The 24,758-nt window shown below is 61.7% G+C and carries 24 protein-coding genes, 2 rRNA genes and 1 pseudogene (1 of these 27 only partly in view); 11 read left to right on the top strand and 16 right to left on the bottom strand.

All coding sequences use genetic code 11. The annotated features are described in order from the left end of the window. Positions 1-89: 89 nt before the first annotated feature. The 9 genes and pseudogenes from ABVN19_RS00150 (at position 90) to ABVN19_RS00110 (ending at position 8,671) form a co-directional block, all read left to right on the top strand. Positions 90-320 (top strand): PP0621 family protein, encoded by a 231-nt coding sequence (locus ABVN19_RS00150; protein WP_028944609.1) that lies wholly within the window; start codon positions 90-92, stop codon positions 318-320. A gap of 203 nt (positions 321-523) precedes the next feature. Further along, positions 524-1,294 (top strand): FCD domain-containing protein, encoded by a 771-nt coding sequence (locus ABVN19_RS00145; RefSeq protein WP_028944608.1) that lies wholly within the window; start codon positions 524-526, stop codon positions 1,292-1,294. Positions 1,295-1,385: 91 nt separating this feature from the next. Continuing rightward, positions 1,386-2,588 carry an ABC transporter substrate-binding protein gene (locus ABVN19_RS00140; protein WP_105642649.1) on the top strand — a complete coding sequence of 401 codons (1,203 nt, stop codon included), beginning with the start codon at positions 1,386-1,388 and terminating at the stop codon, positions 2,586-2,588. A 64-nt stretch (positions 2,589-2,652) separates the two neighbouring features. Further along, positions 2,653-3,513: a branched-chain amino acid ABC transporter permease gene (locus ABVN19_RS00135; RefSeq protein ID WP_028944606.1), complete on the top strand. Its 861-nt coding sequence runs from the start codon at positions 2,653-2,655 to the stop codon at positions 3,511-3,513. A 2-nt stretch (positions 3,514-3,515) separates the two neighbouring features. Further along, entirely contained in the window at positions 3,516-4,526 is a 1,011-nt protein-coding gene (locus tag ABVN19_RS00130; RefSeq protein WP_105642650.1) for a branched-chain amino acid ABC transporter permease, read from the top strand. Next, positions 4,523-5,275 (top strand): ABC transporter ATP-binding protein, encoded by a 753-nt coding sequence (locus ABVN19_RS00125; protein ID WP_028944604.1) that lies wholly within the window; start codon positions 4,523-4,525, stop codon positions 5,273-5,275. Before ABVN19_RS00130 ends, ABVN19_RS00125 begins: the two co-directional genes overlap by 4 nt. Further along, the gene (locus tag ABVN19_RS00120; protein WP_105642651.1) at positions 5,275-5,970 is read left to right on the top strand and encodes an ABC transporter ATP-binding protein; all 696 of its coding nucleotides are present in this window, start codon (positions 5,275-5,277) and stop codon (positions 5,968-5,970) included. Before ABVN19_RS00125 ends, ABVN19_RS00120 begins: the two co-directional genes overlap by 1 nt. Before the next feature lie 13 nt (positions 5,971-5,983). After that, positions 5,984-7,264, top strand: coding sequence for a Zn-dependent hydrolase (locus ABVN19_RS00115; protein ID WP_105642652.1), 1,281 nt, complete (start codon positions 5,984-5,986; stop codon positions 7,262-7,264). Then, positions 7,261-8,671, top strand: a pseudogene (locus tag ABVN19_RS00110) (amidase). The gene ABVN19_RS00115 and the pseudogene ABVN19_RS00110 overlap by 4 nt, the downstream one beginning before the upstream one ends. Positions 8,672-8,771: 100 nt before the next feature. Here the strand turns inward: ABVN19_RS00110 and thiO are convergent. Genes thiO through ABVN19_RS00085 form a run of 5 tightly spaced genes read right to left on the bottom strand, consistent with a single transcriptional unit; the run spans position 8,772 to position 11,715 of the window. Further along, positions 8,772-9,869: a glycine oxidase ThiO gene (thiO, locus tag ABVN19_RS00105; protein WP_105642654.1), complete on the bottom strand. Its 1,098-nt coding sequence runs from the start codon at positions 9,867-9,869 to the stop codon at positions 8,772-8,774. A gap of 37 nt (positions 9,870-9,906) precedes the next feature. Continuing rightward, complete coding sequence (locus ABVN19_RS00100; RefSeq protein ID WP_028944599.1) at positions 9,907-10,311, bottom strand: type IV pilin protein; 405 nt, start codon at positions 10,309-10,311, stop codon at positions 9,907-9,909. Positions 10,312-10,322: 11 nt separating this feature from the next. Then, the gene (locus ABVN19_RS00095) at positions 10,323-10,832 is read right to left on the bottom strand and encodes a hypothetical protein (RefSeq protein ID WP_105642655.1); all 510 of its coding nucleotides are present in this window, start codon (positions 10,830-10,832) and stop codon (positions 10,323-10,325) included. After that, on the bottom strand, positions 10,829-11,500 hold the full coding sequence (locus ABVN19_RS00090; protein WP_105642656.1) for a hypothetical protein: 672 nt from the start codon (positions 11,498-11,500) through the stop codon (positions 10,829-10,831). Before ABVN19_RS00090 ends, ABVN19_RS00095 begins: the two co-directional genes overlap by 4 nt. Next, entirely contained in the window at positions 11,497-11,715 is a 219-nt protein-coding gene (locus tag ABVN19_RS00085) for a prepilin-type N-terminal cleavage/methylation domain-containing protein (RefSeq protein ID WP_256585934.1), read from the bottom strand. Before ABVN19_RS00085 ends, ABVN19_RS00090 begins: the two co-directional genes overlap by 4 nt. A gap of 135 nt (positions 11,716-11,850) precedes the next feature. Here ABVN19_RS00085 and ABVN19_RS00080 point away from each other — a divergent pair, with 135 nt between their 5' ends. Further along, positions 11,851-12,330: a GspH/FimT family protein gene (locus tag ABVN19_RS00080; RefSeq protein ID WP_028944596.1), complete on the top strand. Its 480-nt coding sequence runs from the start codon at positions 11,851-11,853 to the stop codon at positions 12,328-12,330. On the opposite strand, the gene ispH is transcribed toward ABVN19_RS00080, so the two are convergent. The 6 genes from ispH to murJ form a co-directional block, all read right to left on the bottom strand. Next, on the bottom strand, positions 12,319-13,266 hold the full coding sequence (gene ispH / locus ABVN19_RS00075) for a 4-hydroxy-3-methylbut-2-enyl diphosphate reductase (RefSeq protein WP_028944595.1): 948 nt from the start codon (positions 13,264-13,266) through the stop codon (positions 12,319-12,321). The two genes, ABVN19_RS00080 and ispH, sit on opposite strands and share 12 nt — an antisense overlap. 14 nt (positions 13,267-13,280) lie before the next feature. Continuing rightward, positions 13,281-13,718 carry an FKBP-type peptidyl-prolyl cis-trans isomerase gene (gene fkpB, locus ABVN19_RS00070; RefSeq protein ID WP_028944594.1) on the bottom strand — a complete coding sequence of 146 codons (438 nt, stop codon included), beginning with the start codon at positions 13,716-13,718 and terminating at the stop codon, positions 13,281-13,283. Beyond that, positions 13,711-14,226 carry a signal peptidase II gene (lspA, locus tag ABVN19_RS00065; RefSeq protein WP_028944593.1) on the bottom strand — a complete coding sequence of 172 codons (516 nt, stop codon included), beginning with the start codon at positions 14,224-14,226 and terminating at the stop codon, positions 13,711-13,713. The genes fkpB and lspA overlap by 8 nt, the downstream gene beginning before the upstream one ends. Next, complete coding sequence (ileS, locus tag ABVN19_RS00060; protein WP_105642657.1) at positions 14,219-17,050, bottom strand: isoleucine--tRNA ligase; 2,832 nt, start codon at positions 17,048-17,050, stop codon at positions 14,219-14,221. The genes lspA and ileS overlap by 8 nt, the downstream gene beginning before the upstream one ends. Further along, positions 17,047-17,997: a bifunctional riboflavin kinase/FAD synthetase gene (gene ribF, locus ABVN19_RS00055; protein WP_028944591.1), complete on the bottom strand. Its 951-nt coding sequence runs from the start codon at positions 17,995-17,997 to the stop codon at positions 17,047-17,049. The genes ileS and ribF overlap by 4 nt, the downstream gene beginning before the upstream one ends. A gap of 118 nt (positions 17,998-18,115) precedes the next feature. Beyond that, the gene (gene murJ / locus ABVN19_RS00050) at positions 18,116-19,654 is read right to left on the bottom strand and encodes a murein biosynthesis integral membrane protein MurJ (protein WP_105642659.1); all 1,539 of its coding nucleotides are present in this window, start codon (positions 19,652-19,654) and stop codon (positions 18,116-18,118) included. Positions 19,655-19,905: 251 nt separating this feature from the next. On the opposite strand from murJ, the gene rpsT reads away from it, so the two are divergent. Next, positions 19,906-20,184 (top strand): 30S ribosomal protein S20, encoded by a 279-nt coding sequence (rpsT, locus tag ABVN19_RS00045; protein WP_028944589.1) that lies wholly within the window; start codon positions 19,906-19,908, stop codon positions 20,182-20,184. Between the two features lie 196 nt (positions 20,185-20,380). Here rpsT and ABVN19_RS00040 read toward each other — a convergent pair whose 3' ends face one another. The 5 genes from ABVN19_RS00040 to ABVN19_RS00020 form a co-directional block, all read right to left on the bottom strand. Further along, complete coding sequence (locus ABVN19_RS00040) at positions 20,381-22,681, bottom strand: MlaD family protein (protein WP_105642660.1); 2,301 nt, start codon at positions 22,679-22,681, stop codon at positions 20,381-20,383. Continuing rightward, positions 22,674-23,297: a paraquat-inducible protein A gene (locus tag ABVN19_RS00035; protein ID WP_028944587.1), complete on the bottom strand. Its 624-nt coding sequence runs from the start codon at positions 23,295-23,297 to the stop codon at positions 22,674-22,676. The genes ABVN19_RS00040 and ABVN19_RS00035 overlap by 8 nt, the downstream gene beginning before the upstream one ends. Then, entirely contained in the window at positions 23,284-23,943 is a 660-nt protein-coding gene (locus ABVN19_RS00030) for a paraquat-inducible protein A (protein ID WP_028944586.1), read from the bottom strand. The genes ABVN19_RS00035 and ABVN19_RS00030 overlap by 14 nt, the downstream gene beginning before the upstream one ends. Positions 23,944-24,093: 150 nt before the next feature. Then, positions 24,094-24,209 (bottom strand): 5S ribosomal RNA (gene rrf / locus ABVN19_RS00025). A gap of 136 nt (positions 24,210-24,345) precedes the next feature. Next, positions 24,346-24,758, bottom strand: a 23S ribosomal RNA gene (locus tag ABVN19_RS00020) (it continues 2,478 nt past the right edge of the window).

The following is a 24,758-nucleotide window of genomic DNA, read 5'->3' as shown; positions in this document are numbered from 1 at the left end:
ACATGCAACAGATAAAGGGAGGCCAAGGCCTCCCTTTTTTCTTGCCCGAGCCCTAGACTTGAGGCTCTTCACTGACAAAGCTGGACACCATGGTTCGCCTACTTTTCTGGATCGCCCTGATTGCCGCTGCCTTCTGGCTGTGGCGCAAGTTCAAGGCCAGCAACGCTGCTGCGCCCGACAACGGCCTCGAAGACCCGTTGAAGATGGTGCGCTGCGCCCATTGCGGCGTACACCTGCCCAATGACCGCGCCCTGCGCCTGGGATCGCAGTGGTATTGCAGCCAGGCCCACCTGGAGCAGGGGCCTGGGCCGCAGCGTTAAGTTTCGATTCTCGCGGTAGGAGTGGGCTTGCCCCGCGATTGGGCAACATCAGATTTATCGCGGGGCGAGCCCGCTCCTGCTCTGCTTTCCTGTAAACGACCTCCCCGCACCATTTGCGACACCTTCCCCGCCCCACCTGTTGACCTGGACGGTCAAAGGTCATTAAGTACTATTTATCCGCATAAATATGAAAAATGACCACCATGCTCAAACGCCCGATCAAGCGCAAACGCCAGAAGCTCTCGGACATGATCGTCGAGTCGGTCAAACGCTCGATTGTCATCGACGCCCTGCGCCCCGGTGACCGGCTGCCGACCGAGCGCGAATTGATGGAAAGTTTCGAGTGTTCCAAGGGCACCGCCCGTGAAGCGCTCAAGGCCCTGGAGGTCGAAGGCCTGGTCAACACCCGCACCGGCCCCAGCGGCGGCGCCTACCTCAACGAGGCCGGCACCGAGCCCGCCAGCCGCGCGCTGCGCAACTACCTGCACTTCCAGCAACTCGATGGCGAGCAGGTGTACCAATTGCGCAAAGTCATTGAAGTGGAACTGGCCGTCGCGGTCATCGGCCGCCTGAGCGAAGAAGACTTCAGCGCCTTGCAGGCCAACATCGACTGCTGCAGCGCCCCGGAAGACAGCGAACTGGGGCAGCGGGAGCAACGCCTGGCCGAGCTCGAGTTCCACAACATCCTGGCCCGGCGTTGCCCCAATCCGCTGCTGAGTTTCATGGCGACCTTCCTCAACGACTTGCTGCGCGACCTGGTGGTACTGAAAAAAGCCTACAAGCCCAAGCGCGAGCAATTCGACGCCGCCAACATCGATTACCACAAGCAACTGCTGACCGCCCTGCGCGCCGCCGACGAACCGGCGGTGCGTCGCCTGATGCACGAGCACATGTGCGACGCCGAACAGCACATGACCGCCCTTGAAGGCGAAGTGGCCCGGCACTTTTTGCTGGAGTTCGACCACCACCACTGATCACGCCCGACCAGAGGCCTGCCCACAGGCCCGACCGTGCCCGCTTTGTCATTGCCACTCCTGCCTAATAACCAGAACCAAGGAGTTACCCATGCAAAGACGTACCCTGCTCAAGGCAGGCCTTGCCCTTGGTGGCCTGGGTTGTATCCCTGCCGGGATGCGCCTGGCCTGCGCTGAGGAACCGATCACCTTCTACGGCTTGAAGTCGATGTCCGGGGCCTTTGCCAGTTATGGCAAGTACGCCGACATGGGCTCGCGCCTGGCCATCGCCGAGCACCCGCAACTGCTCGGGCGCCCGCTCAAGTACAAGGTGATCGACACGGAAGGCAACGCCGGCAAGGCGGTGCGCAAGGTACAGGAAGCCATCGGTCAGGACGCGGCCAGGTTCTTTCAGGGCTGCACCCTCTCCTCTTCGGCACTGGCGGTGTCCAAGGAAATCCACAAGGCCGGCGGCGTGTTCATGACCCCGGTCGGCGCCGACGAGATCACCGGCAAGGACTGCAACTCGGCAACCTTCCGCTGGTCGGTCCCCACCTACGGCGCCATCCGCGAGACCCTGGTGCCGATGATCCGCCAACTGCCTGCCGCCAAGCGCTGGTACACCATCACCCCGCAATACGTGTTCGGCGATGCGCTGCTGGACAACGCCCGCAAGGTGTTCAAGGAGTTCGGTGTCGAGCACATCGGCAACAGCTACCACTCGCTGCAGGAGCAGGAGTTCTCCGGTTACCTGACCAACGCCATCGCCGCCAAGCCCGACGTGCTGGTGCTGCTCAACTTCGGCAGCCAGTCCTCCAACGCCTTGCGCCAGGCCGTGAATTTCGGCATCAAGGAGCGCATGAAGGTGCTGCTGGTGTGGTCAGCAGGCCTGGATCAGTTCCAGGAACTGGGCAGCGACGTGCTCGAAGGAGTTTACCTTGGCGCCCAGTACTGGCACCAGGTCGATACGCCGCTGAACCAGGCATTGGTCAAGGCTACCCAGGCCGCCTACGGCATCAACCCCAACTACCCCTTGGCCGCCGACTACATCGGCACCCGGGTGATGCTTGAAGCCATCATCAAGACCGGCAGCTTCGATGGCCCGGCCATCGCCCGCACCCTGCAGGGCATGTCGTATCAGGGGCCGACCGGGGACGAGCTGATCCGCGCAGCGGATCATCAGGTAATGAAGGACTACTACCTGCTGCGTGGCAAACCCCAGGCGCAGATGCGTGACGAGGACGACCTGGCCGAAGTGCTCAGCGCCGGCCGCTCCTTTATCGACGTCGCCAATACCGGTTGCGCCCTGGCCTGACGCCCGGCGCTCGCTATCACACTACTGCAATGCAGCCGTCACGCGTGCTGCAGAGGGTTCGTGCATGCTCAGTCTTTACTTGTTCCAGTTGCTCAACGGCCTTGGCCTGGGGATGATCTACTTTTTGATTGCCGTGGGCCTGACCATCATTTTCGGTCTGCTCAACTTCGTGAACTTCGCCCACGGGGCGTTTTTCCTGCTGGGTGCCTACCTGTGCTATACGGTCGTGGCCCTGACCGGCAATTTCTGGATGGCCCTGTTGTTGGCACCGCTTGCAGTCGCGGCGCTGGCCTGGATGGTCGAGCGTTTATTGATCAAACGCATCTACCACCTGCCCCATACCTTCCAGATCCTGGTGACCCTGGGCATCGCCTTGATCATTCAGGAAGCCTCGGTACTGATCTGGGGCCCGGTGGGCAAGAACATTGCCGTGCCCCATGAGCTGCGCGGCGTGCTGATCATCGGTGACTTCATCTACCCCTACTACCGCCTGTTCCTGATCGGCTTCTCGGCCCTGATCGGCCTGGGCCTGTGGCTGCTGCTGGAACGCACGCGCTTCGGCGCCCTGGTACGGGCCGGCAGCGAGAGTACTGAAACCGTCTCACTGCTGGGCACCAATATCTTCCGCCTGTTTTCCCTGACCTTCGCCCTGGGCGTGGGCCTGGCCGGTGTCGCCGGGGTGCTGTTCGCGCCATTGCGGGGGGCCCAGCCCTTTGTCGGCCCGGAGATCCTCGGTATCGCCTTTGTCGTCGTGGTGATCGGCGGTATGGGCTCGTTTGGTGGAGCGCTGGTCGGTGGTCTGTTGGTCGGCGTGGTGCAAAGCATGATGACCAGCCTCTGGCCGCAAGGGGCCAGCTTGATGATCTACGGGGCCATGGCCGCGGTGATCCTGGTGCGTCCTTACGGTCTGTTCGGGAGAGCATGAATATGAGTGAAAAGAACCCGTTGCCCCTTGCCAAGGGCCGTTCGCCCGCCCTGCTGTTGCTGGTGGTCGCCACCCTGATCGGTTTGCCGTTACTGCTGCCATCGACCACCCTGGCCACCGAAATCCTGATCTTCGCCCTCGCGGCGCTGGCCTGTAACCTGCTGCTGGGCTTTACCGGGCTGCTGTCGTTCGGTCAGGGTATTTTCTTCGGCGTAGGCGCGTACGGCGCGGCGCTGCTGATGATCCATCTGCACTGGGGCATGTTCCCGGCGCTGCTGGGCGCTGCCGTATTCGGCGCCTTGCTGGCGTTGCTGGTGGGTGCATTGGCGATTCGCCGTACTGGTATCTACTTCGTGATGCTGACCCTGGCCTTCAGCCAGATGGCCTACTTTCTGGCCTACACCCTGAGCGACTGGACCGGCGGCGACAACGGCCTGCTCGATGTACCGCGCCCCGACCTGTCGATTGCCGGCCATGTGCTGGTGGATCTGGGCGACCCGCGGCACTTCTATGCCTTTGTCGCGGTGCTGTTCCTGCTGATTTTCATCGGCGCCCAGCGGGTGATCCGCTCCCCCTTCGGCAGCACCCTGTTGGCCATTCGCGAGAACGAAACCCGCGCCGCGGCCATCGGCTATGACACCCGCCACTTCAAGATCCTGGTGTTCATGTTGTCCGGCGCCGTCACCGGTATCGCCGGGGCGTTGTACGCCATGCTGCTGCACTTTGCCCCGCTGTCGAACATCGACCTGGTGATGTCCGAGAACATTCTGATCATGACCATCGTCGGCGGTACCGGCTCGCTGTTCGGCTCGCTGCTGGGCGCAGGCTCCATCGTGCTGCTCGGCGATGTGCTGTCGGAACTGTGGCCGCGCTGGCTGATGCTGCTGGGGATCATTCTGATTCTGGTGGTGGTGTTCATGCGCGGTGGCCTGTGGGGCGGCCTGGCGGACCTCGGCAAGCGCCTGGGTGCGCTGCGCACTGCTGCAAGCAAGACCAAGGAGAACCTGCAATGAGCGATTACCTCCTGGAAACCCGCGACCTGCAGCTGGCCTACGGCCCGTTCCATGCCGTGGACGGCGTTGACCTGAAAGTACGCGCCGGCACCATCCATACCGTGATCGGCCCCAACGGCGCCGGCAAGACCAGCCTGTTCCACTGCCTCACCGGCGAGCGTCCGGCTACCGCTGGGCAGATTCTGTTCGGCGGCCAGGACATCATCCGCAAGCCGTCCCATGGCCGTGTGGCGCTGGGCATGGCCCGCTCGTTCCAGCTCACCAGCCTGTTCCAGAACCTCAGTGTGCGGGAAAACCTGCGCCTGGCCGCTCAGGGCCGAGATGGCCTGGCAGCGCTGAACTTCTGGCGCAGCGTGGAACACAAGCGCAGCCATTGGGACATGGCCGACCAGGTGCTGGAACGCCTCAAGCTCGGTGGTCGGGCCGACACCCTGGCCGGTGAACTGTCCCATGGTCAGCAGCGGGTGCTGGAAGTCGGCATGTCGATCTGCGCCCGCCCCAAGCTGCTGATGCTCGATGAGCCTACCTCGGGCATGGGCATCGATGACATTCCCTTGATGACCGAACTGATCAGCGACCTGGGCCAAGATCACACCGTGCTGTTGATCGAGCACAACATGAGCATCGTCATGTCGATCAGCCAGCGCATCACAGTGATGAGCCATGGCCGGATCCTGGTCGAGGGCACCCCGGAATTCGTCCGCAACGATGAACGTGTGCGCACCGCCTACCTTGGAGAAGCCGCCTGATGCTCAACGTCGATTCGATTCACTCCTACTACGACAAGAGCCATGTGCTCGAAGGGGTTTCGCTGAAAGTCGCAACCGGAGAGTTGGTCACGCTGCTGGGCCGCAACGGTGCCGGCAAGACCACCACGCTGCGCAGCATCCTGGGCATCGTCCGTCCGCGCCAGGGGCAGATTCACTTCAACGGCAAACCGCTGGTGGGCCGGGAGATCTTCGAGATTGCCCGCCAGGGCATTGCCCTGGTGCCGGAACACCGCGGTATTTTTCGCCTGCTCAGCGTCGAGGAAAACCTCAAGATCGCCGCCCGCAAGGACAGCCGCTGGCAGTTGGCGGATGTCTACGCGATGTTTCCGCGCCTCAAGGAGCGGCGCAACAACAACGGCTTCGCCCTTTCCGGTGGCGAGCAGCAGATGCTGGCCATTGCCCGTGCCCTGCTCAACGACCCCAAGCTGCTGATTCTCGATGAGCCCACCGAAGGCCTGGCACCCGTGATTGTCGACGAGCTGGTGAAGATTCTGCGGCGCATCAAGGACGAGGGGCTGTCGGTGCTGCTGGTAGAGCAGAACCTGATGGTGTGCGACGCCCTCGCCGACCGCCATTACGTGCTCGAACAAGGCCGTGTGGCCTACCAGGGCACCGCCGCCCAATTTCGCGCCGACCCAAGCATCAAGAACCGCTTCCTGGCCCTGAGCGCCTGAAAGGAGACTGACCATGAATACCTCCACCGATCCGTCCCGGTATCTGCTCGGCAATGCGCTGCTAGTCAACCGCGACCGCCTCTGGCAATCGCTGATGGACCTGGCGCAGCTGGGCGCTACGGCCAAGGGCGGGGTGTGCCGCCTGGCCCTGACCGACCTTGACCGCCAGGCCCGCGACCTGTTCGTGCAATGGTGCGAAGCGGCGGGCTGCATCGTCAGTGTCGATGCCATCGGCAATATTTTCGCCCGCCGCGCCGGGCGCAATCCTGCGTTGGCACCGGTGATGACCGGCAGCCATATCGACACCCAGCCCACCGGTGGCAAGTTCGACGGCTGCTACGGGGTGATGGCCGGCCTTGAAGTGATCCGCACCCTCAATGACCTGGGCATCGAGACCGAGGCGCCGCTGGAAGTGGTGGTGTGGACCAACGAGGAAGGCTCGCGCTTCCCGCCGTGCATGATGGGCTCGGGGGTGTTCGCCGGTAAGTTCGACCTGCAGCAGACCCTGGACAAGGTCGACGACCAGGGCCTGTCGGTAGGCGCCGAGTTACAGCGCATCGGCTATGCCGGCACGCGAACGCCGGTCGGTCATGCGGTGGGCGCCTATTTTGAAGCGCACATCGAACAAGGGCCGGTACTCGAAGACCGTCAGACCACCATTGGTGTGGTGCAGGGCTGCCTGGGGCAGAAGTGGTTCGACCTGGTGCTGACCGGTGTCGAAGCCCACGCCGGACCGACCCCCATGCACCTGCGCAAGGATGCCCTGGTGGGCGCCGCTGAAGTGATCAGCGCTGTCAACCGCATCGCCCATGCCCACCAACCCCATGCCTGCGGCACGGTCGGTTGCCTGAACCTGCATCCAGGATCGCGCAACGTGATCCCGGGCCAGGTTCATATGACCATCGACCTGCGCCACCTTGATCCACAACATTTGCAGGCCATGGTCGAGGAAGTCGCGCAGGTCATCGAACGCAGCTGCACCACCCACGGCCTGCACTTCGAGCTGACGCCCACAGCAGACTTCCCGCCCCTGTACTTCGCCGCCGAATGCGTCGAGGCCGTGCGCCAGGGCGCAACCGAGCTGGGCCTGAGTCATATGGACATTGTCAGTGGTGCCGGCCACGACGCGATCTTCCTCGCCGAACTGGGCCCTGCCGGGATGATCTTCGTGCCGTGCGAGGACGGTATCAGCCACAACGAAATCGAAAACGCCGCGCCCCAGGACTTGGCCGATGGTTGTGCCGTGCTACTGCGGGCCATGCTCAACGCTGCCCAGGGAGGCCAATGCAAATGACCGATAAAACCACCCTCGGCGAACTGACCGCCGTTGAACTGCTGGCGCTGTATCAGCGCAAGGCACTGTCACCTGTGGAAGTGACCGAGGATGTCTTGACGCGCATCGCTCTGCATAACCCGGCGGTGAATGCCTACTGTCACGTTGATGAAGACGGCGCCCGCGCCGCCGCCCGCGCCAGCGAAAAGCGCTGGCAGCAAGGTAATCCGTGTGGGCGCCTGGACGGGGTGCCCAGTTCGATCAAGGACCTGACCCTGACCCGCGGCATGCCGACGCGCAAAGGCTCGCGCACCACCAGCAGCAAAAGCCCATGGGACACCGATGCTCCGTTCAGCGCCTTTATGCGCGCTGCCGGCGCGGTGCTGGTCGGTAAAACCACCACGCCGGAATTTGGCTGGAAAGGCGTGACCGACAACCCGCTCTATGGCATCACCCGCAACCCCTGGAACACGCGCCTGACAGCTGGCGGATCGTCCGGTGGCGCCGCTGCTGCCGCAGCCTTGAACCTTGGCGTGCTGCACCAGGGCAGTGATGCCGGCGGCTCGATTCGGATTCCTTGTGCGTTTACCGGCACGTTCGGCATCAAGCCTACCTTCGGCTACGTGCCGCAGTGGCCGGCTGAGCGCCATGACTATCCTCTCGCACCTGGGGCCGATGACTCGCACCGTGGAAGACTCGGTGTTGATGCTCGATTGCGTGGCCCGTCCCGATGCCCGCGACGGCCTGGCCGGCGCTGCGCGGCAGGCACCGTGGTTATCCCTAGGTGACGACCTCAAGGGCATGCGTGTCGCCTACAGTGCCGATTTCGGTTATGTGGACGTCGATCCGCAGATCCAGGCGCTAGTCGGTCAAGCGGTTGAGCGCCTTGTGCAACTGGGAGCACAGGTCGAGGCCGTCGATCCCGGCTTCGACGACCCTGTGGATATCTTCAATACACTGTGGTTCGCCGGTGCCGCACGCTTGCTCGGGCAACTGACTGCCGAACAGCGTGGCCTGGTTGACCCGGGCCTGCGGGAGATTGCCGAATGCGGTGCGGCGATCAGCCTGAACGAATACGCCCTGGCACTGGAAGCGCGGGCGGCGTTGGTGGCGCGGATGAACGCCTTCCATGAACGTTACGATGTGCTGGTAACACCGACGCTGCCGCTGGTGGCGTTCGAGGCCGGGCACAATGTTCCGCCAGGCTCGGGTCTCAAACAGTGGATGGAGTGGACGCCATTCAGCTACCCCTTCAACCTGACCCAGCAACCGGCGGCCTCGGTACCCTGCGGCTTTACCGATGCCGGCTTGCCGGTTGGCCTGCACGTTGTGGCGGGGCGATTTGCCGATGAGCAGGTGCTGAAAGTGTGCCGCTTGTATGAGCGACATTTCCCGAGCCGACATCTGCAGGTGCCGATTATCGGGTGATCACTCTTGCATCGGCTTTATGTGAGGCAAGGTGCGCTGGCCTCATCGCAGACAAGCCCCACAGGTTCTGTGACACCTTCGGGGCTTGCCTGCGATGCTTCTAGATCAAACGACCCGCCGGTGCATAAGGCTGTGGATCGATAATCGGTTCGCGCCCCAACAACAGGTCGGCGAACAGTTGGCAGGAGGCCGGCGCCAGCACCAGGCCATTACGGTAATGCCCGCAGTTCAGCCAAAGCCCTTCGAAGCCCGGCACTTCGCCAATGTAGGGAATGCCCTCGGGCGATCCCGGACGCAAGCCTGCCCAATGACCAACCACCTCGGCCCCGGCCAATGCTGGCAGCAGCTCGATGGCTGAAGCCTTGAGGCTTCCCAGCGCTTCGTCGGTCGGCGTCTTGTCGTAGCCGGCATGTTCCAGGGTGCTGCCGATCAGGATGTGCCCATCACGACGCGGGATGGCATAGCGCCCCTTGGCCAGCACCATGCTCGGCAGGAAATCGTCGGCGCACTTGAAGAGAATCATCTGGCCCTTTACAGGTTCCACCGGCAATTCCAGGCCCAACGGGCGCAGCAGGTCTCCGCTCCAGGCGCCCGCCGTCAGCACCACGCGGTCGCCCGCAATGGCACCATCAGCAGTCTCGACACCGGTGATCCGTCCGCCCTCGCGGCTGAACCCGGTGATTTCACAGTGCTCGCGAATGCTCACGTTGGGCAGGCGCTGCAACGCCGCCTTGAGCGATTTGACCAAGCGGGGATTACGCACGTTGGCAACACCGGCCATATAGACAGCCCGCTGAAAACCCGCACCCAGCACCGGTACGGCGTCGTAGGCGGCAGAGATATCCACAGCGCTCAGCGGTCGCCCTTCTCGCACAGCCCACGCCAGGGCTTCAGCTTCGTCGTCGAGGTCGAGCCAATACAGGCCGGTGGTGTGGACTTGCGGGTCGATGCCGGTATTGGCGAACAGGCGTTCGCCCAGCTGTGGATAAAAGTCCTGCGACCAGTGCGCCAGCGCCGTCACTGCCTGGCTGTAGCGCCAGGGATAAAGGGGCGAAACAATGCCGCCGCCAGCCCAGGACGACTCCCGGCCCAGCGCCCCACGGTCACACAGGATTACCTGCTCCACCTCGGCTGCGAGGTTGAACGCAGTCAGCAGGCCGATTACCCCGCCGCCGACAATCACTACTTGCTTGGTCATCTATCGATCCAATTTCTGAAGTAAACCGCGAAAACCTTCAGCCCCCCCAGCACCCATCACCGCTTGCAGCGCCCGCAGGGTTGCTGCGCACACCCGCCTGGTCGAGCTGATAATCACCACAGGGGTCGGCCACCATCAGGCTGCCGGGATTGCGACGGGCCAGGAGGATGAACGACTCGCTGTCGCGCACCGCATGCAAACTGTAGTGGGCTGTGCCGCTGGCCAGTGGCGTTGTCACGGTGTCGGTGTCGCTGTATTGCCCGGCGCGCGAAAAGTGGCGTTCCAGGTGTTGGGCGCTCTCGAACAGCAGGCCGACAATCTCGGTACGGGCAGATTTTTTGATCTGGTCGCTGTAGCTGGGGTAGGCAATGCTCGCCAGAATGCCGACCACGGCGATGACAATCAACAGTTCGATCAGGCTCACGCCCTTCTGAGGGTTCATTCTGTTACTCCCTAGTAGACCTGACGCCAGAGGATTCGACGCCCTTGCGTGTGCCCTGCGTCGACCGGCTGCGCGATTACACTTTCCAGCACACTACGGGCTGGGCCGCTGCGATGCACCGCGGTGACGCGATAAAGGTTTACCGGCAGCCCGGGAGGCATGAACCTGGCCTGGGTGCTTTGCCCCAGGGACTGAACCAGATAGAACCCGCCACCGGCAGCCTGCCATGCCAGGCCGGAACTGGCGCCCGCACCGCTGTAGACACCCGCTGCGCTGACCTGGCCGGCTTCTGGAGGCGGCAGGCAGAAGCTGCACGGGGGCCTGTACGCAGGTGCCGTGGCTTCGCCCATTTGCAGCACCTGCTGCGCCTGCTCGAAGGTCTGTATCAGCGCCTCGAGGTTGCGTGCCATGCGTTCCTGCTGGAGGGCACTGGCCATCACCGAGACGCCCAGCATTCCCAGTAACAGCATCAATACCAGGCTGAGCAGCAGCACCAGACCACGCTGGCCGGATATGCTCACGACCCGACCACCGGGTTACCCAGGGCGATACTCGTCTGGTAGGTCTGGGGCCTGACGCGGTGTTGCGGATCAACCAGCGTAAGGCTTAGCCGTACACCGGACACGCTCAGGTCAGCGCTTCTCAACAGCTCGACACGCATGTCCCCTACCCCGTCCAGCAACACGGCGGTCATGGCCCCGCTGGTGAGCTGCAACTGATCGCCTGCCAGCCGATAGACCTGACGACGAATGCCCAAGGCGAACTGGCCGACGCCAGGGGCTCCAGTACCGGCCTGCACGCTGGCCACCGTGCGGCAGTCGGTGAGCAAGGTCCAGTTGGGGCGACCGCTGGCATACAGCCCTTCGGCACGGATCAAGCCCAGCTGTTGCAGGCGACCCTCGGCGCCCTGGGTCAACACCAGCGGCCGGGCAAACTCAGCCGCCGCTCCGGAATCGAAAAAATCGATCTCATCGTGACGCAGGCAACCGAATACACCGGTCATGCGAAGATCCCGGGCCAGATGCTGCAGCGCCTGGCGGGCATCTTCCTGCATCCGCGCCGCCACTGCCTGTGCCTGCCAGGACTGGCTCGCAGCCAGGAACAGTCGACTGCCACCCAGAAGCATCACCAGCCCCAGGCTCAAGGCCAGCAGTAGCTCCAGCACACTGAATCCGGTTTGCCGGCTCATGGGCCAACCAGCCCTTCGCCTGTCTCTCCCTTGGCACGCGCCTGCTCCAGCACACCCTGCGCCCTGTAGGCCTCCTGTGTGCTGCGCAGGGCGCTTTCGGTGGCCTGCAACCCTTGCACTTGCATACCCGCGACGGCGAACAGGCCCAAGCCCAGGACCGTCATCGCCACCAGCACTTCAATCAGCGTCATACCTTGTTGTTGCTCGCCGTCCATGGCCTACCCCCGACTTTTCCACAGCACATTGCCAATGTGGCCGACTCGACATCGGCCACTTGGGTCTGGAATCTATAGCGAAGCACTTCCAGGGAAGGATGCACGGTGAAGCAACAAGGGGTAACACTGATACAAATGTTGTTTGTGCTGGTGCTGTTGGGGATGCTGTCCCGGTTGGGGATACCCGCCTACAGCGACATGAGCACAGGGCTACAACGGCAAGCGGCTGCAACTGACCTTGCCCGCACGTTGCGCACGGCCCGCAGCGAAGCCCTGCTGAGAAACAGCACGGTGCGAGTGCAGGCAATGGACGGAAACTGGAGCAATGGCTGGCGAATGCTCGTGGAACAAGACAGCCAGCTGCTGCATGAATGGCGCCGCGATGGGCGAGCAACCATTGTGGGGAATCAGCCGGTCATGCGCCAGGTGAGCTTCAATGGGCTGGGGTTGCCCCAGCAGCAAGGCGGTGGCTTTCAGGCCGGGACGCTGCATGTTTGCCAGCGCCCCGAAGCCATCAGCCACTACCAGGTCGTGCTCTCACCCAGTGGCCGGGTGAGCGTGCGCGAGGAACGGATCGAACACACGCTGTGTGCGGGGGCCGGGTCAGATCAGTGAACGTACGCGCAGTTCTTTAGGCATCGAGAAGGTGATGTTCTCTTCGCGGCCGTCCAGCTCTTCGGCACCGGTAGCGCCCCATTCGCGAAGTTGCTCGATCACGCCACGCACCAGTACTTCAGGCGCCGAGGCACCCGCGGTGATGCCGATTCGCTCGACGCCATCGAACCAGCTCTTGTCCAGGTCTTCGGCGCCGTCGATGAGGTAGGCCGGGGTCGACATGCGCTCGGCCAATTCACGCAAGCGGTTGGAGTTGGAGCTGTTGGGGCTGCCCACGACCAGGACCACATCACACTCGTTGGCCAGTTGCTTGACTGCGTCCTGGCGGTTCTGGGTGGCGTAGCAGATGTCATCCTTGCGCGGCCCGCCGATGTTGGGAAAGCGCGCACGCAGGGCGTCGATCACTCGGCTGGTGTCGTCCATCGACAAGGTGGTCTGGGTCACGAATGCGAGTTTGTCGGGGTCGTTGACCTGCAGTCTGGCTACGTCTTCCTCGTCTTCGACCAGGTAGATGGCGCCGCCGTTGCTGGCGTCGTACTGCCCCATGGTGCCTTCGACTTCCGGGTGGCCTTCATGGCCGATCAGGATGCACTCACGGCCATCGCGGCTGTAGCGCGCCACCTCGATATGCACCTTGGTGACCAACGGGCAGGTAGCATCGAAGACCTTCAGGCCGCGCCCGGCTGCTTCCTGGCGTACGGCCTGGGAAACACCGTGGGCGCTGAAGATGACGATAACGTCATCCGGCACCTGGTCCAGCTCTTCGACAAAGATCGCGCCACGGGCACGCAGGTCTTCGACCACGAATTTGTTGTGCACCACTTCGTGACGCACATAGATCGGTGGGCCGAAGACTTCCAGCGCGCGGTTGACGATCTCGATCGCCCGGTCCACGCCTGCGCAAAATCCGCGGGGGTTGGCGAGTTTGATTTGCATGGTCGGCTCCTGGCTCAAAGCGCCTTCACTTCGAGGATTTCCACCTCGAAGCTCAGGGTCTTGCCAGCCAGTGGATGGTTGAAGTCGATGGTCACCTGGGCATCATCGAAAGCCTTGACCACACCCGGCAGCTCGGCGTTGGCGGCGTCGTTGAAGATCACCAGCAGGCCTTCGGACAATTCCATGTCGTTGAACTGTGACCGTGGGATGATCTGCACGTTCTGTGGGTTGGGCTGGCCGAAGGCGTTTTCCGGCTGGACGGTGACGGTGCGCTTGTCACCAGCCTTGAAGCCGAACAGTGCCGCTTCGAAACCCGGCAGCAGGTTGCCGTCGCCGACCTTGAACACTGCAGGCGCCTTGTCGAAGGTGCTATCTACGGTGTCGCCGTTTTCCAGGTGCAGCGCGAAGTGCAGTTTGACTTCGGTGTTCTGGCCAATACGGGTCTCAGTCATGGGCGGGCTCTCCGGACTTCTTGCTCTTGAACATATCCAGCGCCAGCATCACTGCACCTACGGTAATGGCACTGTCGGCCAGGTTGAAGGCCGGGAAATGGTGGCGGTTCTGCCAGTGCACCAGGATGAAGTCGACCACATGGCCGAGCACGATACGGTCGTACAGGTTGCCCAGTGCGCCGCCCAGTACCAGGGCCAGGGCTACCGCCAGCCAGGTTTCGTCACGGCCCAGACGCTTGAGCCACACCACCAGCACACCACTGACCACCACGGCGATCAGGGCGAACAGCCAGCGCTGCCAGCCGGAGCTGTCGGCCAGGAAGCTGAAGGCAGCGCCGGTGTTGTAGGCCAGGGTCCAGCTGAAGTAGTCGGGGATGACCACGATCTGTTGGTACAGGCTCAGCGCGCCCTCGAAGTAGAACTTGCTGGCCTGGTCGAGGACCAGGACCAGCAGGCTCAGCCAGAGCCAGCCAAGGCGCCCGAAGCGCCCTGCAGCGGGGTTAGGCATAGTGACGCACCTCACCGTTTCCGCTGATGTTGTCGGCGCAACGGGCGCAGATTTCCGGATGCTCCGGGTTTGCACCGACGTCGGCGCGGAAGTGCCAGCAACGGCCGCACTTGGTGTGCCCGGACTTGACCACTTTGAGCTTCAGGCCTGGAACTTCGGTCTCGACTGCATCGGCCGGGGCTTGAACGAACGGAGCCACGGTAGCCGCCGAGGTGATCAGCACGAAGCGCAATTCGTCACCCAGCTTGTTCAGGTCGGCGCTCAGGGAGTCGTCGGCGAACAGGGTCACTTCGGCTTGCAGGTTGCCACCGATGGCCTTGGCCGAACGCTGGTTCTCCAGTTCCTTGTTGACCGCCGTCTTGGCCGCCATGACGCGGTCCCAGTAGGCACGTCCCAGCTCGAAGCCTTCCGGCAGCTCGGTCAGGCCCTGGTACCAGGTGTTGAGCATGACCGACTCGTTGCGCTCGCCTGGCAGGTACTGCCACAGCTCGTCGGCGGTGAAGGCCAGGATCGGCGCGATCCAGCGCACCAGCGCCTCGCTGATGTGGTACAGCGCGGTCTGGCAGGAACGACGGGCAACACTGTTGGCGCCAGTGGTGTACTGACGGTCCTTGATGATGTCCAGGTAGAAACCACCGAGCTCCTGCACGCAGAAGTTGTGGATCTTGGAGTAGACGTTCCAGAAGCGGTACTCGCCGTAGTGCTCTTCGAGCTCGCGCTGCAGCAGCAGGGTACGGTCGACAGCCCAGCGGTCCAGCGCCAGCATGTCTTCTGCCGGCAGCAGGTCACGGGCCGGATCGAAGCCGGACAGGTTGGAAAGCAGGAAGCGTGCAGTGTTGCGGATCCGGCGGTAGGCGTCGGCGCTGCGCTGCAGGATCTGCTCGGAAACCGCCATTTCGCCGGAGTAGTCGGTGGCCGAGACCCACAGGCGCAGGATGTCGGCCCCCAGGGTGTCGTTGACCTTCTGCGGCTCGATGGTGTTGCCCAGCGACTTGGACATCTTGCGGCCGTTCTCATCGACGGTGAAGCCGTGAGTCAGCAGTTCGCGGTACGGCGCGTGGTTGTCGATGGCGCAACCGGTCAGCAGCGAGGAGTGGAACCAGCCGCGGTGCTGGTCGGAACCTTCCAGGTAGAGGTCGGCACGCGGACCGGTCTCGTGACCGATGCTGTGCGAGCCGCGCAGCACGTGCCAGTGAGTGGTACCGGAGTCGAACCAGACGTCGAGCGTGTCGGCGATCTTGTCGTACTGGTCGGCTTCAGCACCGAGCAGTTCGGCAGCATCCATCTTGAACCAGGCTTCGATACCTTCTTTCTCGACGCGCTTGGCCACTTCTTCCATCAGCTCGACGGTGCGCGGGTGCAGCTCGCCGGTTTGCTTGTCGAGGAAGAACGGGATCGGTACACCCCAGTTGCGTTGACGCGAAATGCACCAGTCCGGGCGGTTGGCGATCATCAAGTGCAGGCGCGCCTGGCCCCAGGCCGGAACGAACTTGGTCTCTTCGATGGCCTTGACCGCGCGATTGCGCAGGGTGTCGCCGTTGTCTGGCTGCTTGTCCATGCCAACGAACCACTGCGCGGTGGCGCGGTAGATCAGCGGGGTCTTGTGGCGCCAGCAATGCATGTAGCTGTGGCTGATGGTTTCGGAGTGCATCAGCGCGTCGACTTCCGACAGCTTGTCGACGATCGCAGGGTTGGCCTTCCAGATGAACTGGCCGCCGAAGAACTCCAGCGACTGCACATACACGCCGTTGCTCTGTACCGGCGTGAGGATGTCGTCGTTGACCATGCCGTAGCGCTTGCAGGTAACGAAGTCGTCTTCGCCGTAGGCAGGTGCCGAGTGAACAACGCCGGTACCAGCGCCCAGCTCGACGTAGTCGGCCAGGTAAACCGGCGACAGGCGATCGTAGAACGGGTGACGGAAATTGATCAGTTCCAGGGCCGAGCCGGGTGCGGTAGCGATGACCGAACCTTCCAGCGAGTAACGCTGCAGGCACGACTCGACCAGCTCTTCAGCCAGTACCAGCAGTTTTTCGCCGGTATCGACCAGGGCGTACTTGAATTCCGGGTGAACGTTCAGTGCCTGGTTGGCTGGGATGGTCCACGGGGTGGTGGTCCAGATCACGATCGACGCCGGCTTGGCCAGCGACGCCAGGCCGAAGGCGGCTGCCAGCTTGACTTCGTCGACAACCGGGAACGCCACGTCGATGGTCTGCGACTTCTTGTCGGCGTATTCGACCTCGGCTTCAGCCAGCGCCGAACCGCAATCGAAGCACCAGTTCACGGGCTTGAGGCCCTTGAACACGAAGCCGTGCTTGACCATTTCGGCCAGGGCGCGGATTTCACCGGCCTCGTTGGCGAAGTTCATGGTCTTGTAGGGGTTGTCCCAGTCACCCAGTACACCCAGGCGGATGAACTCGGTCTTCTGCCCTTCGATCTGCTCGGCGGCATAGGCGCGGCACAGTTCGCGGGTCTGGTCGGCGCTCAGGTGCTTGCCGTGGGTCACTTCGACCTTGTGCTCGATCGGCAGGCCGTGGCAATCCCAGCCCGGCACGTACGGGGCATCGAAGCCCGACAGGGTCTTGGAACGGACAATCATGTCCTTGAGGATCTTGTTCAGCGCATGACCGATGTGAATCTTGCCGTTGGCGTAGGGCGGGCCGTCGTGCAATACGAACTTCGGACGATCCTTGCCAATTTCGCGCAGCTTCTGGTACAGGCCAATGCTGTCCCAGCGCTGCAGGATCTGCGGTTCGCGCTGTGGCAGGCCGGCCTTCATCGGGAAGGCGGTGTCCGGAAGGTTTAGCGTGGCTTTATAGTCGGTCATTTCAGGCTCTTCGTTAGCGGTTGAGCGTGCCAATGGGCACGTGCGGCGGCGATATCCGCATCGATCGCCGACTTCAGCGCCTCCAGGGAGGCGAAACGCTGCTCGTCGCGCAGCTTGTGGTGGAATTCCACCGTCAGGCGCCGGCCATAGAGATCGCCGGCAAAATCCAGGAGGTGCACTTCCAGGTGGGCACGGCCATCACCTGAAACAGTTGGTCGCACGCCAATGTTGGCGACGCCCGGCCAAGCCTTGCCATCGAGTTCGACACTGACCAGGTAAACACCGGTCAGCGGGACGCGATGACGCTTGAGTTGTATGTTGGCTGTCGGCGTACCGAGTTGGCGCGCCAGCTTTTGCCCGTGCAACACCCGGCCGCTGATACGGAACGGACGCCCAAGCAGGCGCTCTGCCAGCACGAAGTCGGCCTTGGCCAGGGCCTCGCGCACTTGCGTGCTGCTGACCCGCAAGCCATCGAGTTCGACGGTTTGCGCCGCTTCGACGGTAAAGCCCTGGGTGAGGCCGGCTTGCTGGAGAAACTCGAAGTCGCCGATACGATCGCAACCGAAACGGAAGTCGTCGCCGACCTCCAGGTGCTGCACACCCAGGCCGTCGACCAGAATGGTGTCGACGAACTCGGCGGCACTGAGTTTGCTCAAGCGTTGATTGAACGCCAGGCACAACACTCGGTCTACCCCTTCGCCAGCCAGCAGGGCGACCTTGTCGCGCAGGCGGGCCAAGCGGGCCGGAGCGGTATCGGGGGCGAAGTATTCGCGCGGCTGTGGCTCGAAAATCACCACGCAGCTGGGCACGCCCAGCGCTACCGCACGCTCACGCAGGCGCGCCAGGATTGCCTGGTGGCCACGGTGAACACCGTCGAAGTTGCCAATAGTGGCGACACAGCCCCGGTGCTGGGGGCGCAGGTTGTGAAGGCCTCGAACCAGCTGCATAACGCGCTTCTTGCTCATAAAGTGGTCGATTATAACCACACCCGGGCGCTGACGACAGGCAGCAGCGTCACCCCGTGGTGCGGAACAGATAAAACCGACGTCTGGCCATGTCTACGACTCAATGCAGCGCCTTGCGTGCAAAGTCGCGCGGGCGGAACCCGAACACGAACAGACTGCCGAAATACGTCACTACACCCGCCAGAATCAACACGCCCAGACGCAGGAAACGCTCAAGCATCTGTCCTTCTGCCCAGGCTGGCATGTAGTGCATCCCCGCCAACAGCACCGCCGACATCAACAGCACCGCCAGCACCAGCTTTGCGAGGAACTTGCCCCAGCCCGGTTGCGGCTGGAACAACTGCTGCTGACGCAGCTTCCAATACAGCAAGCCGGCATTCAGGCAGGCACCCAGGCTGATGGCCAGGGCCAGGCCCGCGTGCTGAAGGTGGGTGATGAACAGCAGGTTGAACACCTGGGTGCAGACCAGGGTGAATACCGCGATCTTAACCGGAGTACGAATGTTCTGCTGGGCATAGAAGCCCGGTGCCAGCACCTTGACCAGAATGATTGCCAGCAGTCCTACCGAATAAGCGACCAATGCACGCTGCGTCATGGCTGCGTCGAATGCGCTGAACTTGCCGTACTGGAACAGCGCCACGGTCAGTGGCTCGGCAAGAATGGCCATGGCCAAGGTGCATGGCAGCACCAGCAGGAAGCACAGGCGCAGCCCCCAGTCGAGGATGCGCGAGTACTCGTGACGGTCCCGGTTGGCGTAGGTCTTGGCAAGGGTTGGCAGCAGGATGGTGCCCAGGGCCACACCCAGGACACCGGATGGCAGCTCCATCAGGCGGTCGGCGTAATACATCCACGACACCGAGCCGGCCACCAGGAACGAGGCAAAGATGGTGTTGATGATCAGCGAGATCTGGCTGACCGATACCCCGAGAATCGCCGGCAGCATTTGTTTGAGCACACGCCATACGCCGCTGTCGCGCAGGTTCAGGCGTGGCAGCACGAGCATGCCGATCTTTTTCAGGTGCGGTAGCTGATACAACAGTTGCGCCAGGCCACCTGCCAGTACGCCCCAGGCCAACGCCATGATCGGCGGATCGAAATACGGTGTCAGGAACACCGTAAAGCCAATCATCGCCACGTTGAGCAAGGTCGGAACGAAGGCCGGGACCGCAAAGCGGTTCCAGGTGTTGAGAATGGCGCCGGCCAGCGATGAGAGCGAGATCAGCAATATATAAGGAAAAGTGACTCGCAGCAGGTCGGTGGTCAGTTGGTATTTTTCGGTGCTGTCGACAAAACCCGGAGCGGTGACCCAAACCACCCAGGGCGCGGCCAGCATCCCGATAGCCGTGACCACGGCCAGGACCAGTGTCAGCAGACCACTCACATAGGCAATGAAGGTTCGGGTGGCCTCTTCACCTTGCTGGGTCTTGTATTCAGCCAGGATCGGCACGAACGCCTGGGAAAACGCCCCTTCGGCAAAGATTCGGCGCAGCAGGTTGGGCAGTTTGAAGGCAATGAAAAAGGCGTCGGTGGCAACGCCTGCACCAAATACCCGTGCAAGGATTGTGTCGCGTACAAAGCCCAACACCCGTGAAATCATGGTGATGGAACTGACAGCCGCCAGGGATTTCAGAAGATTCATCGAAAGTTTTTCACGTCTTGGGATAAAGGGCTGTGCCGGAACGTGCCCAGTTGTGCGATACTCCGCGCCGCAACGCAAGCAGAGCAAAAGCTCCCGAGTTTACAGGTCGTGCTGCAGAAGGGAATCACTCCCTTGTTCAGAACGACCACTCAGCGGAACCGAGCAAGTGCCCTTGACAACCGATCAACTCATCGGCATGATTCGCGGCCTATTTTGTTTGCTATTTACCAAGTCTTTCGAGGAGCTCGACGGTGGCCAACTCACCTTCCGCCAAAAAACGTGCAAAACAGGCTGAGAAGCGTCGCAGCCACAACGCCAGCCTGCGTTCCATGGTTCGTACCTACATCAAGAATGTAGTTAAAGCCATCGACGCAAAAGACGCCGAAAAAGCGCAAGCTGCTTACATCCTGGCTGTGCCAGTTATCGACCGTATGGCCGATAAAGGCATCATCCACAAGAACAAGGCTGCTCGCCATAAAGGCCGTCTGAATGGCCACATCAAGGCGCTGAAGACTGCTGCAGCTGCCTAAGCGACACGCTTGTTAAAAAACCGACCCTAGGGTCGGTTTTTTATTGCCTGCAATAATCCCTGCCGAAGTACCAGACCGTGATCGGCTGCAACGCAGTCGTCTCACTCCGTGGCTTGAATACGGCCGCTACGCGCCCGATCACAGCCTTGCGGCAGCGGCTACAGCGGGCCTCCTGTGAAGGGAGGCCCGCTGACCATCACTTACCGATCTGAATCTTCGGCGCCCATTGCAGCCAGTCTTCCTCGGCCTTGTCGAACAGGGCAAAGGTCTGCTGCGGTCGCGCCGGGTTACCCATCTTCTCGCCATCTGGCGTCGCGAAGGCAATGCCACCCTCGATCAGGGTCTCCAGCGATTCGGTACGCACCGTCGCCCCCTTGAACAAACCCCAGTCGAAGCCAAACCCGCTGCTGTTCCAGAACCGGCTACCACCGCGCACCAGCGCAGCGTAACGTGGTTCGATCAGGATATGGATCAGCACACGGTCCGCGGTTTGACCCAGCTCGAAGCCCGTTACCTTGCCCACCGGAATCTCGCGATAGGTCACCGGCACGCCTGCCTTGATCGAACCCCTTCTCGGCGCACTGAGCACCAGCGCCAGGCCGGCTTCACGCTCGGAAAAATCCGGCGCCTGGGGCAAAGCATTGAAGGTGCGCTGTGGCCCCAGATTCTTCACTGCCGGCTGAACCTCCAGGTATTGCCCCGTCACCAGGGTTTCCAGGTTAGCCGTCTTGACGATGCCAAGAGCCGGCTTCACGACCCAGAACTGCGTACCTTCCCGGGCAATACGATCGGGCACTTCGGTGATCCGCGCCTTGAGCAGCACAGCCTGCAAGTCCTGGGTGAGGTCAACCTGTTCGACTACACCTACATCCAGGCCCTTGAAGCGAACGGGTGTACCTACCTTGAGGCCATCGGCTCGCTCGACACGGATAGTGACCGTGGTCCCACTGCGATTGGCCGCCTCCTGGTTCTCGTGCAGGCGGAAGCTCGGAATCCGGCGCTTGAGCGGCACATTCGGCGTCGGCGTGTCGAAGGCGATGCCTCCGGCCATCAGGCTCTGCAACGACTCGCTCTTGATCTGGATACCGGACAATCCACCCGTGAGGGTGATGCCGCTGGCATTCCAGAATCGCGTCGAGCCGTTGACCAGGCTGGCGTACTCCTGCTCGATATGTACACCGATCAGCAGGCGCTTGCTCTTCTTGGAGAACTGATAGCTCTGAACGGTACCCACCTTGACCTGACGGTAAAGAATCGGACTGCCGACTTCCAACGACCCCAGGTTGTCACCGAACAGCACCAGGTGCAGCCCCGGCGCCTTGAGGTCCAATGGCGGCGCCTTGGGGCGCGCCTCGAACTCGCGCTTGGGCGAGGCGCCCTTGTCGCCGGGGCGGATAGCGATGTAGTTACCCTTGACCAGCGCTTCCAGCCCGGTGATCCCGGCCAGCGAGATGGATGGCTTGACCACCCAGAACTGCGTGCCATCGACCAGGTAGTCTTCAGCCAGGGGGTCGAGCGTCAACTCGGCCATGGCGCTGGACAGATCCGCATCGACCTTCAGGGTTTTCAGCGACCCCACCTGAATGCCTTTGTACATGACAGGGGTGCGCCCAGCCTGGAGGCCTTCGAAGTCACCCAACTTGACCTTGATACGAATACCCGCCTGAGCAGCATCGAAATCTTCGTACAGACGGAAAGGTAGATTCGGGTCGGTTGGCGGGCTGTCCTTGCGGTGCTCAGGCGTGGCGAATGCGATCCCCCCGGCTACGATGCTGGACAACGACTCACTGCGCACCTTCACCCCGGACAGATTGGCATCGATGCTGATGCCGCTGGCGTTCCAGAATCGCGTGTGCTTGCGCACCAGGCTGGTGTAGGCCGGCTCGATGAACACTTTGACCTCAACCGTCGCCTGATCTTCTGCCAGGCGATAGCTTTTCACCCGGCCCACCTGGATCTGCTTGTAGAACACCGGGCTGTCGCGGTTGAGCGAGCCAAGGCGGTCGGCCTTGAGCGTCAGGTGCAGGCCAGGCTCGCTGTCAGACAATGGCGGCGCCACATCCAGTGCCTTGAAGCGCCTGGTAGGTTCCCCCTCCCCCGGGCTCACGGCAATGTAGTTGCCCGAAACCAGGGTCTCAAGCCCGGTAATACCGGCCAGGCTGACACTCGGCTTGACCAGCCAGAATCGCGTACCGGAGTTCAGGTGCGATTCGGCAGCCTGGTTCATTTCGATGGTCGCGATCACGCCGGTATTGCTGCCCTCGTCATCAAGCACCAGCTCTTTGACCTTACCAACCGACATGCCCTTGAACACTACTTCGGTCTTGTTGGCGACAATACCTTCGCCACTTTCAAAGCGAACCTGGATATTGATTCCCGACTCGCGGTACGCCTGCCAGCCAAGCCAGCCGCCTATGACCAGGGCGATCAGAGGCAATATCCATATAGCCGACCAGTTCGAAGCTGGGCGGGTTTTAGCCGTAGGCAAATCACTCATGGTCGTCATCCGACTCCGTGTTATCCCAAATCAGTCGGGGATCGAAAGTTACTGCAGCGAGCATCGTCAAAATCACCACACTGGCGAAGGCGACGGCACCCAGATTGGCTTCGACACTGGCGATCCTGCCGAAATTCACCACGGCCACCAGAATGGCAATGACGAATATGTCGAGCATCGACCAGCGTCCAATAAACTCGATAAAGCGGTACATCAGGATCCGCTGCCGAGCGGAGAGGGGTTGATGACGCTGTACCGAATAAAGCAGCAAGGCGATCCCCACCAGTTTGAAGGTGGGCACCAGGATGCTGGCGATGAACACCACCGCAGCGATCGGCCACATGCCGAGTTTCATCAGGGTGATGACGCCCGACATGATGGTGTCTGGGCTACCCTGCCCCAGGGCACTGACCGTCATGATCGGCAGCACGTTGGCGGGGACATACAGAATTGCCGAGGTAAGCAGCAATGCCCAGGTTCTTACCAGGCTATTGGGCCGCCGCGCATGCACGATAGCCCCACATCGGCTGCAGGTTTGTGAAGCACACTCCGGCTCCTGGCGATTCAGCTCATGGCATTCGCCACAAATCAGAATCCCGGCATCAATCGCACGCATGCAAGTCTTCCCCCGATAAAGCACTCCAGATCTGGTGGGGTGACATCACCACCTCCAGCCACACCTGCACCAACAACAAACTGATAAAGCAGGCCAACCCCAGTCCCAGGCTGAGCTCCGCCAGGTCGACCAATTTGACCATTGCGACCAGCACGCCCATGAAATACACCTCAAGCATGCCCCAGTCGCGCAGGTGGTGATAAATCCGGTACAGCAGCAAGCCATAACTGCGTCCGATGTTCAGCCGAATGCTCAACAGCACCGCCAACTGACACAACAGCTTGAGGAGCGGGATGGCCATGCTGCAAAGAAACACAACCACCGCCACACCTTTCATACCGGTGTTATAGAGCCCTACGACGCCGCTCCAGACGGTATCGTCAGAGGTTTGGCCCAAGAGGTGGAGCTGCATGATGGGAAGAAAGTTTGCAGGGACGTAGAGAAGCAGCGCAGCAAGCACCAGCGCCAGGCTGCGCTGGACCACATTGTGGCGGTGCGCGTAGAGCTCATACCCGCAGCGTGGGCAGTGCGCTTTTTCGTCCAGCTTGAGGATAGGTTTGCGCATCAACAGATCGCATTCGTGACACGCTACCAGTTGATCCAGAGGCAGGTCTGCAAGCTGTTTAGAATCGACAGGTTCAGTCATAGTGAACTTCTGGGTTTACTTAAGGGCGGTATTCTAACCTGTGTAGGAGCGCGCTCGCCGCGCGATCTGGTCCCGGAGTGTTTGTATTGTACCGGGCCGGAAAAGACAAAACCCCTACCTGCGTGTGCAGATAGGGGTTTCGGAATTTAATCTTGACGATGACCTACTCTCACATGGGGAAACCCCACACTACCATCGGCGATGCATCGTTTCACTGCTGAGTTCGGGATGGGATCAGGTGGTTCCAATGCTCTATGGTCGTCAAGAAATTCTGTGTACCGGACCGTCTTTCGACACTCCAGCAAATCGGGTATGTGATGATTGTGAGCTGCAAACTTTCGGTTCGTTTCGTCTTCACAACACCGCAATCTGGTCATTCGACGCAAATTGCTTGGGTGTTATATGGTCAAGCCTCACGGGCAATTAGTATTGGTTAGCTCAACGCCTCACAGCGCTTACACACCCAACCTATCAACGTCGTAGTCTTCGACGGCCCTTCAGGGAGCTCAAGGCTCCAGTGAGATCTCATCTTGAGGCAAGTTTCCCGCTTAGATGCTTTCAGCGGTTATCTCTTCCGAACATAGCTACCCGGCAATGCCACTGGCGTGACAACCGGAACACCAGAGGTTCGTCCACTCCGGTCCTCTCGTACTAGGAGCAGCCCCTCTCAAATCTCAAACGTCCACGGCAGATAGGGACCGAACTGTCTCACGACGTTCTAAACCCAGCTCGCGTACCACTTTAAATGGCGAACAGCCATACCCTTGGGACCGGCTTCAGCCCCAGGATGTGATGAGCCGACATCGAGGTGCCAA

The organism is Pseudomonas vranovensis (assembly GCF_040438935.1).
Lineage (GTDB): Bacteria > Pseudomonadota > Gammaproteobacteria > Pseudomonadales > Pseudomonadaceae > Aquipseudomonas > Aquipseudomonas vranovensis.
Note: the sequence above shows the minus strand (reverse complement) of the source record. Positions and strands in the feature narration are given on the sequence as shown.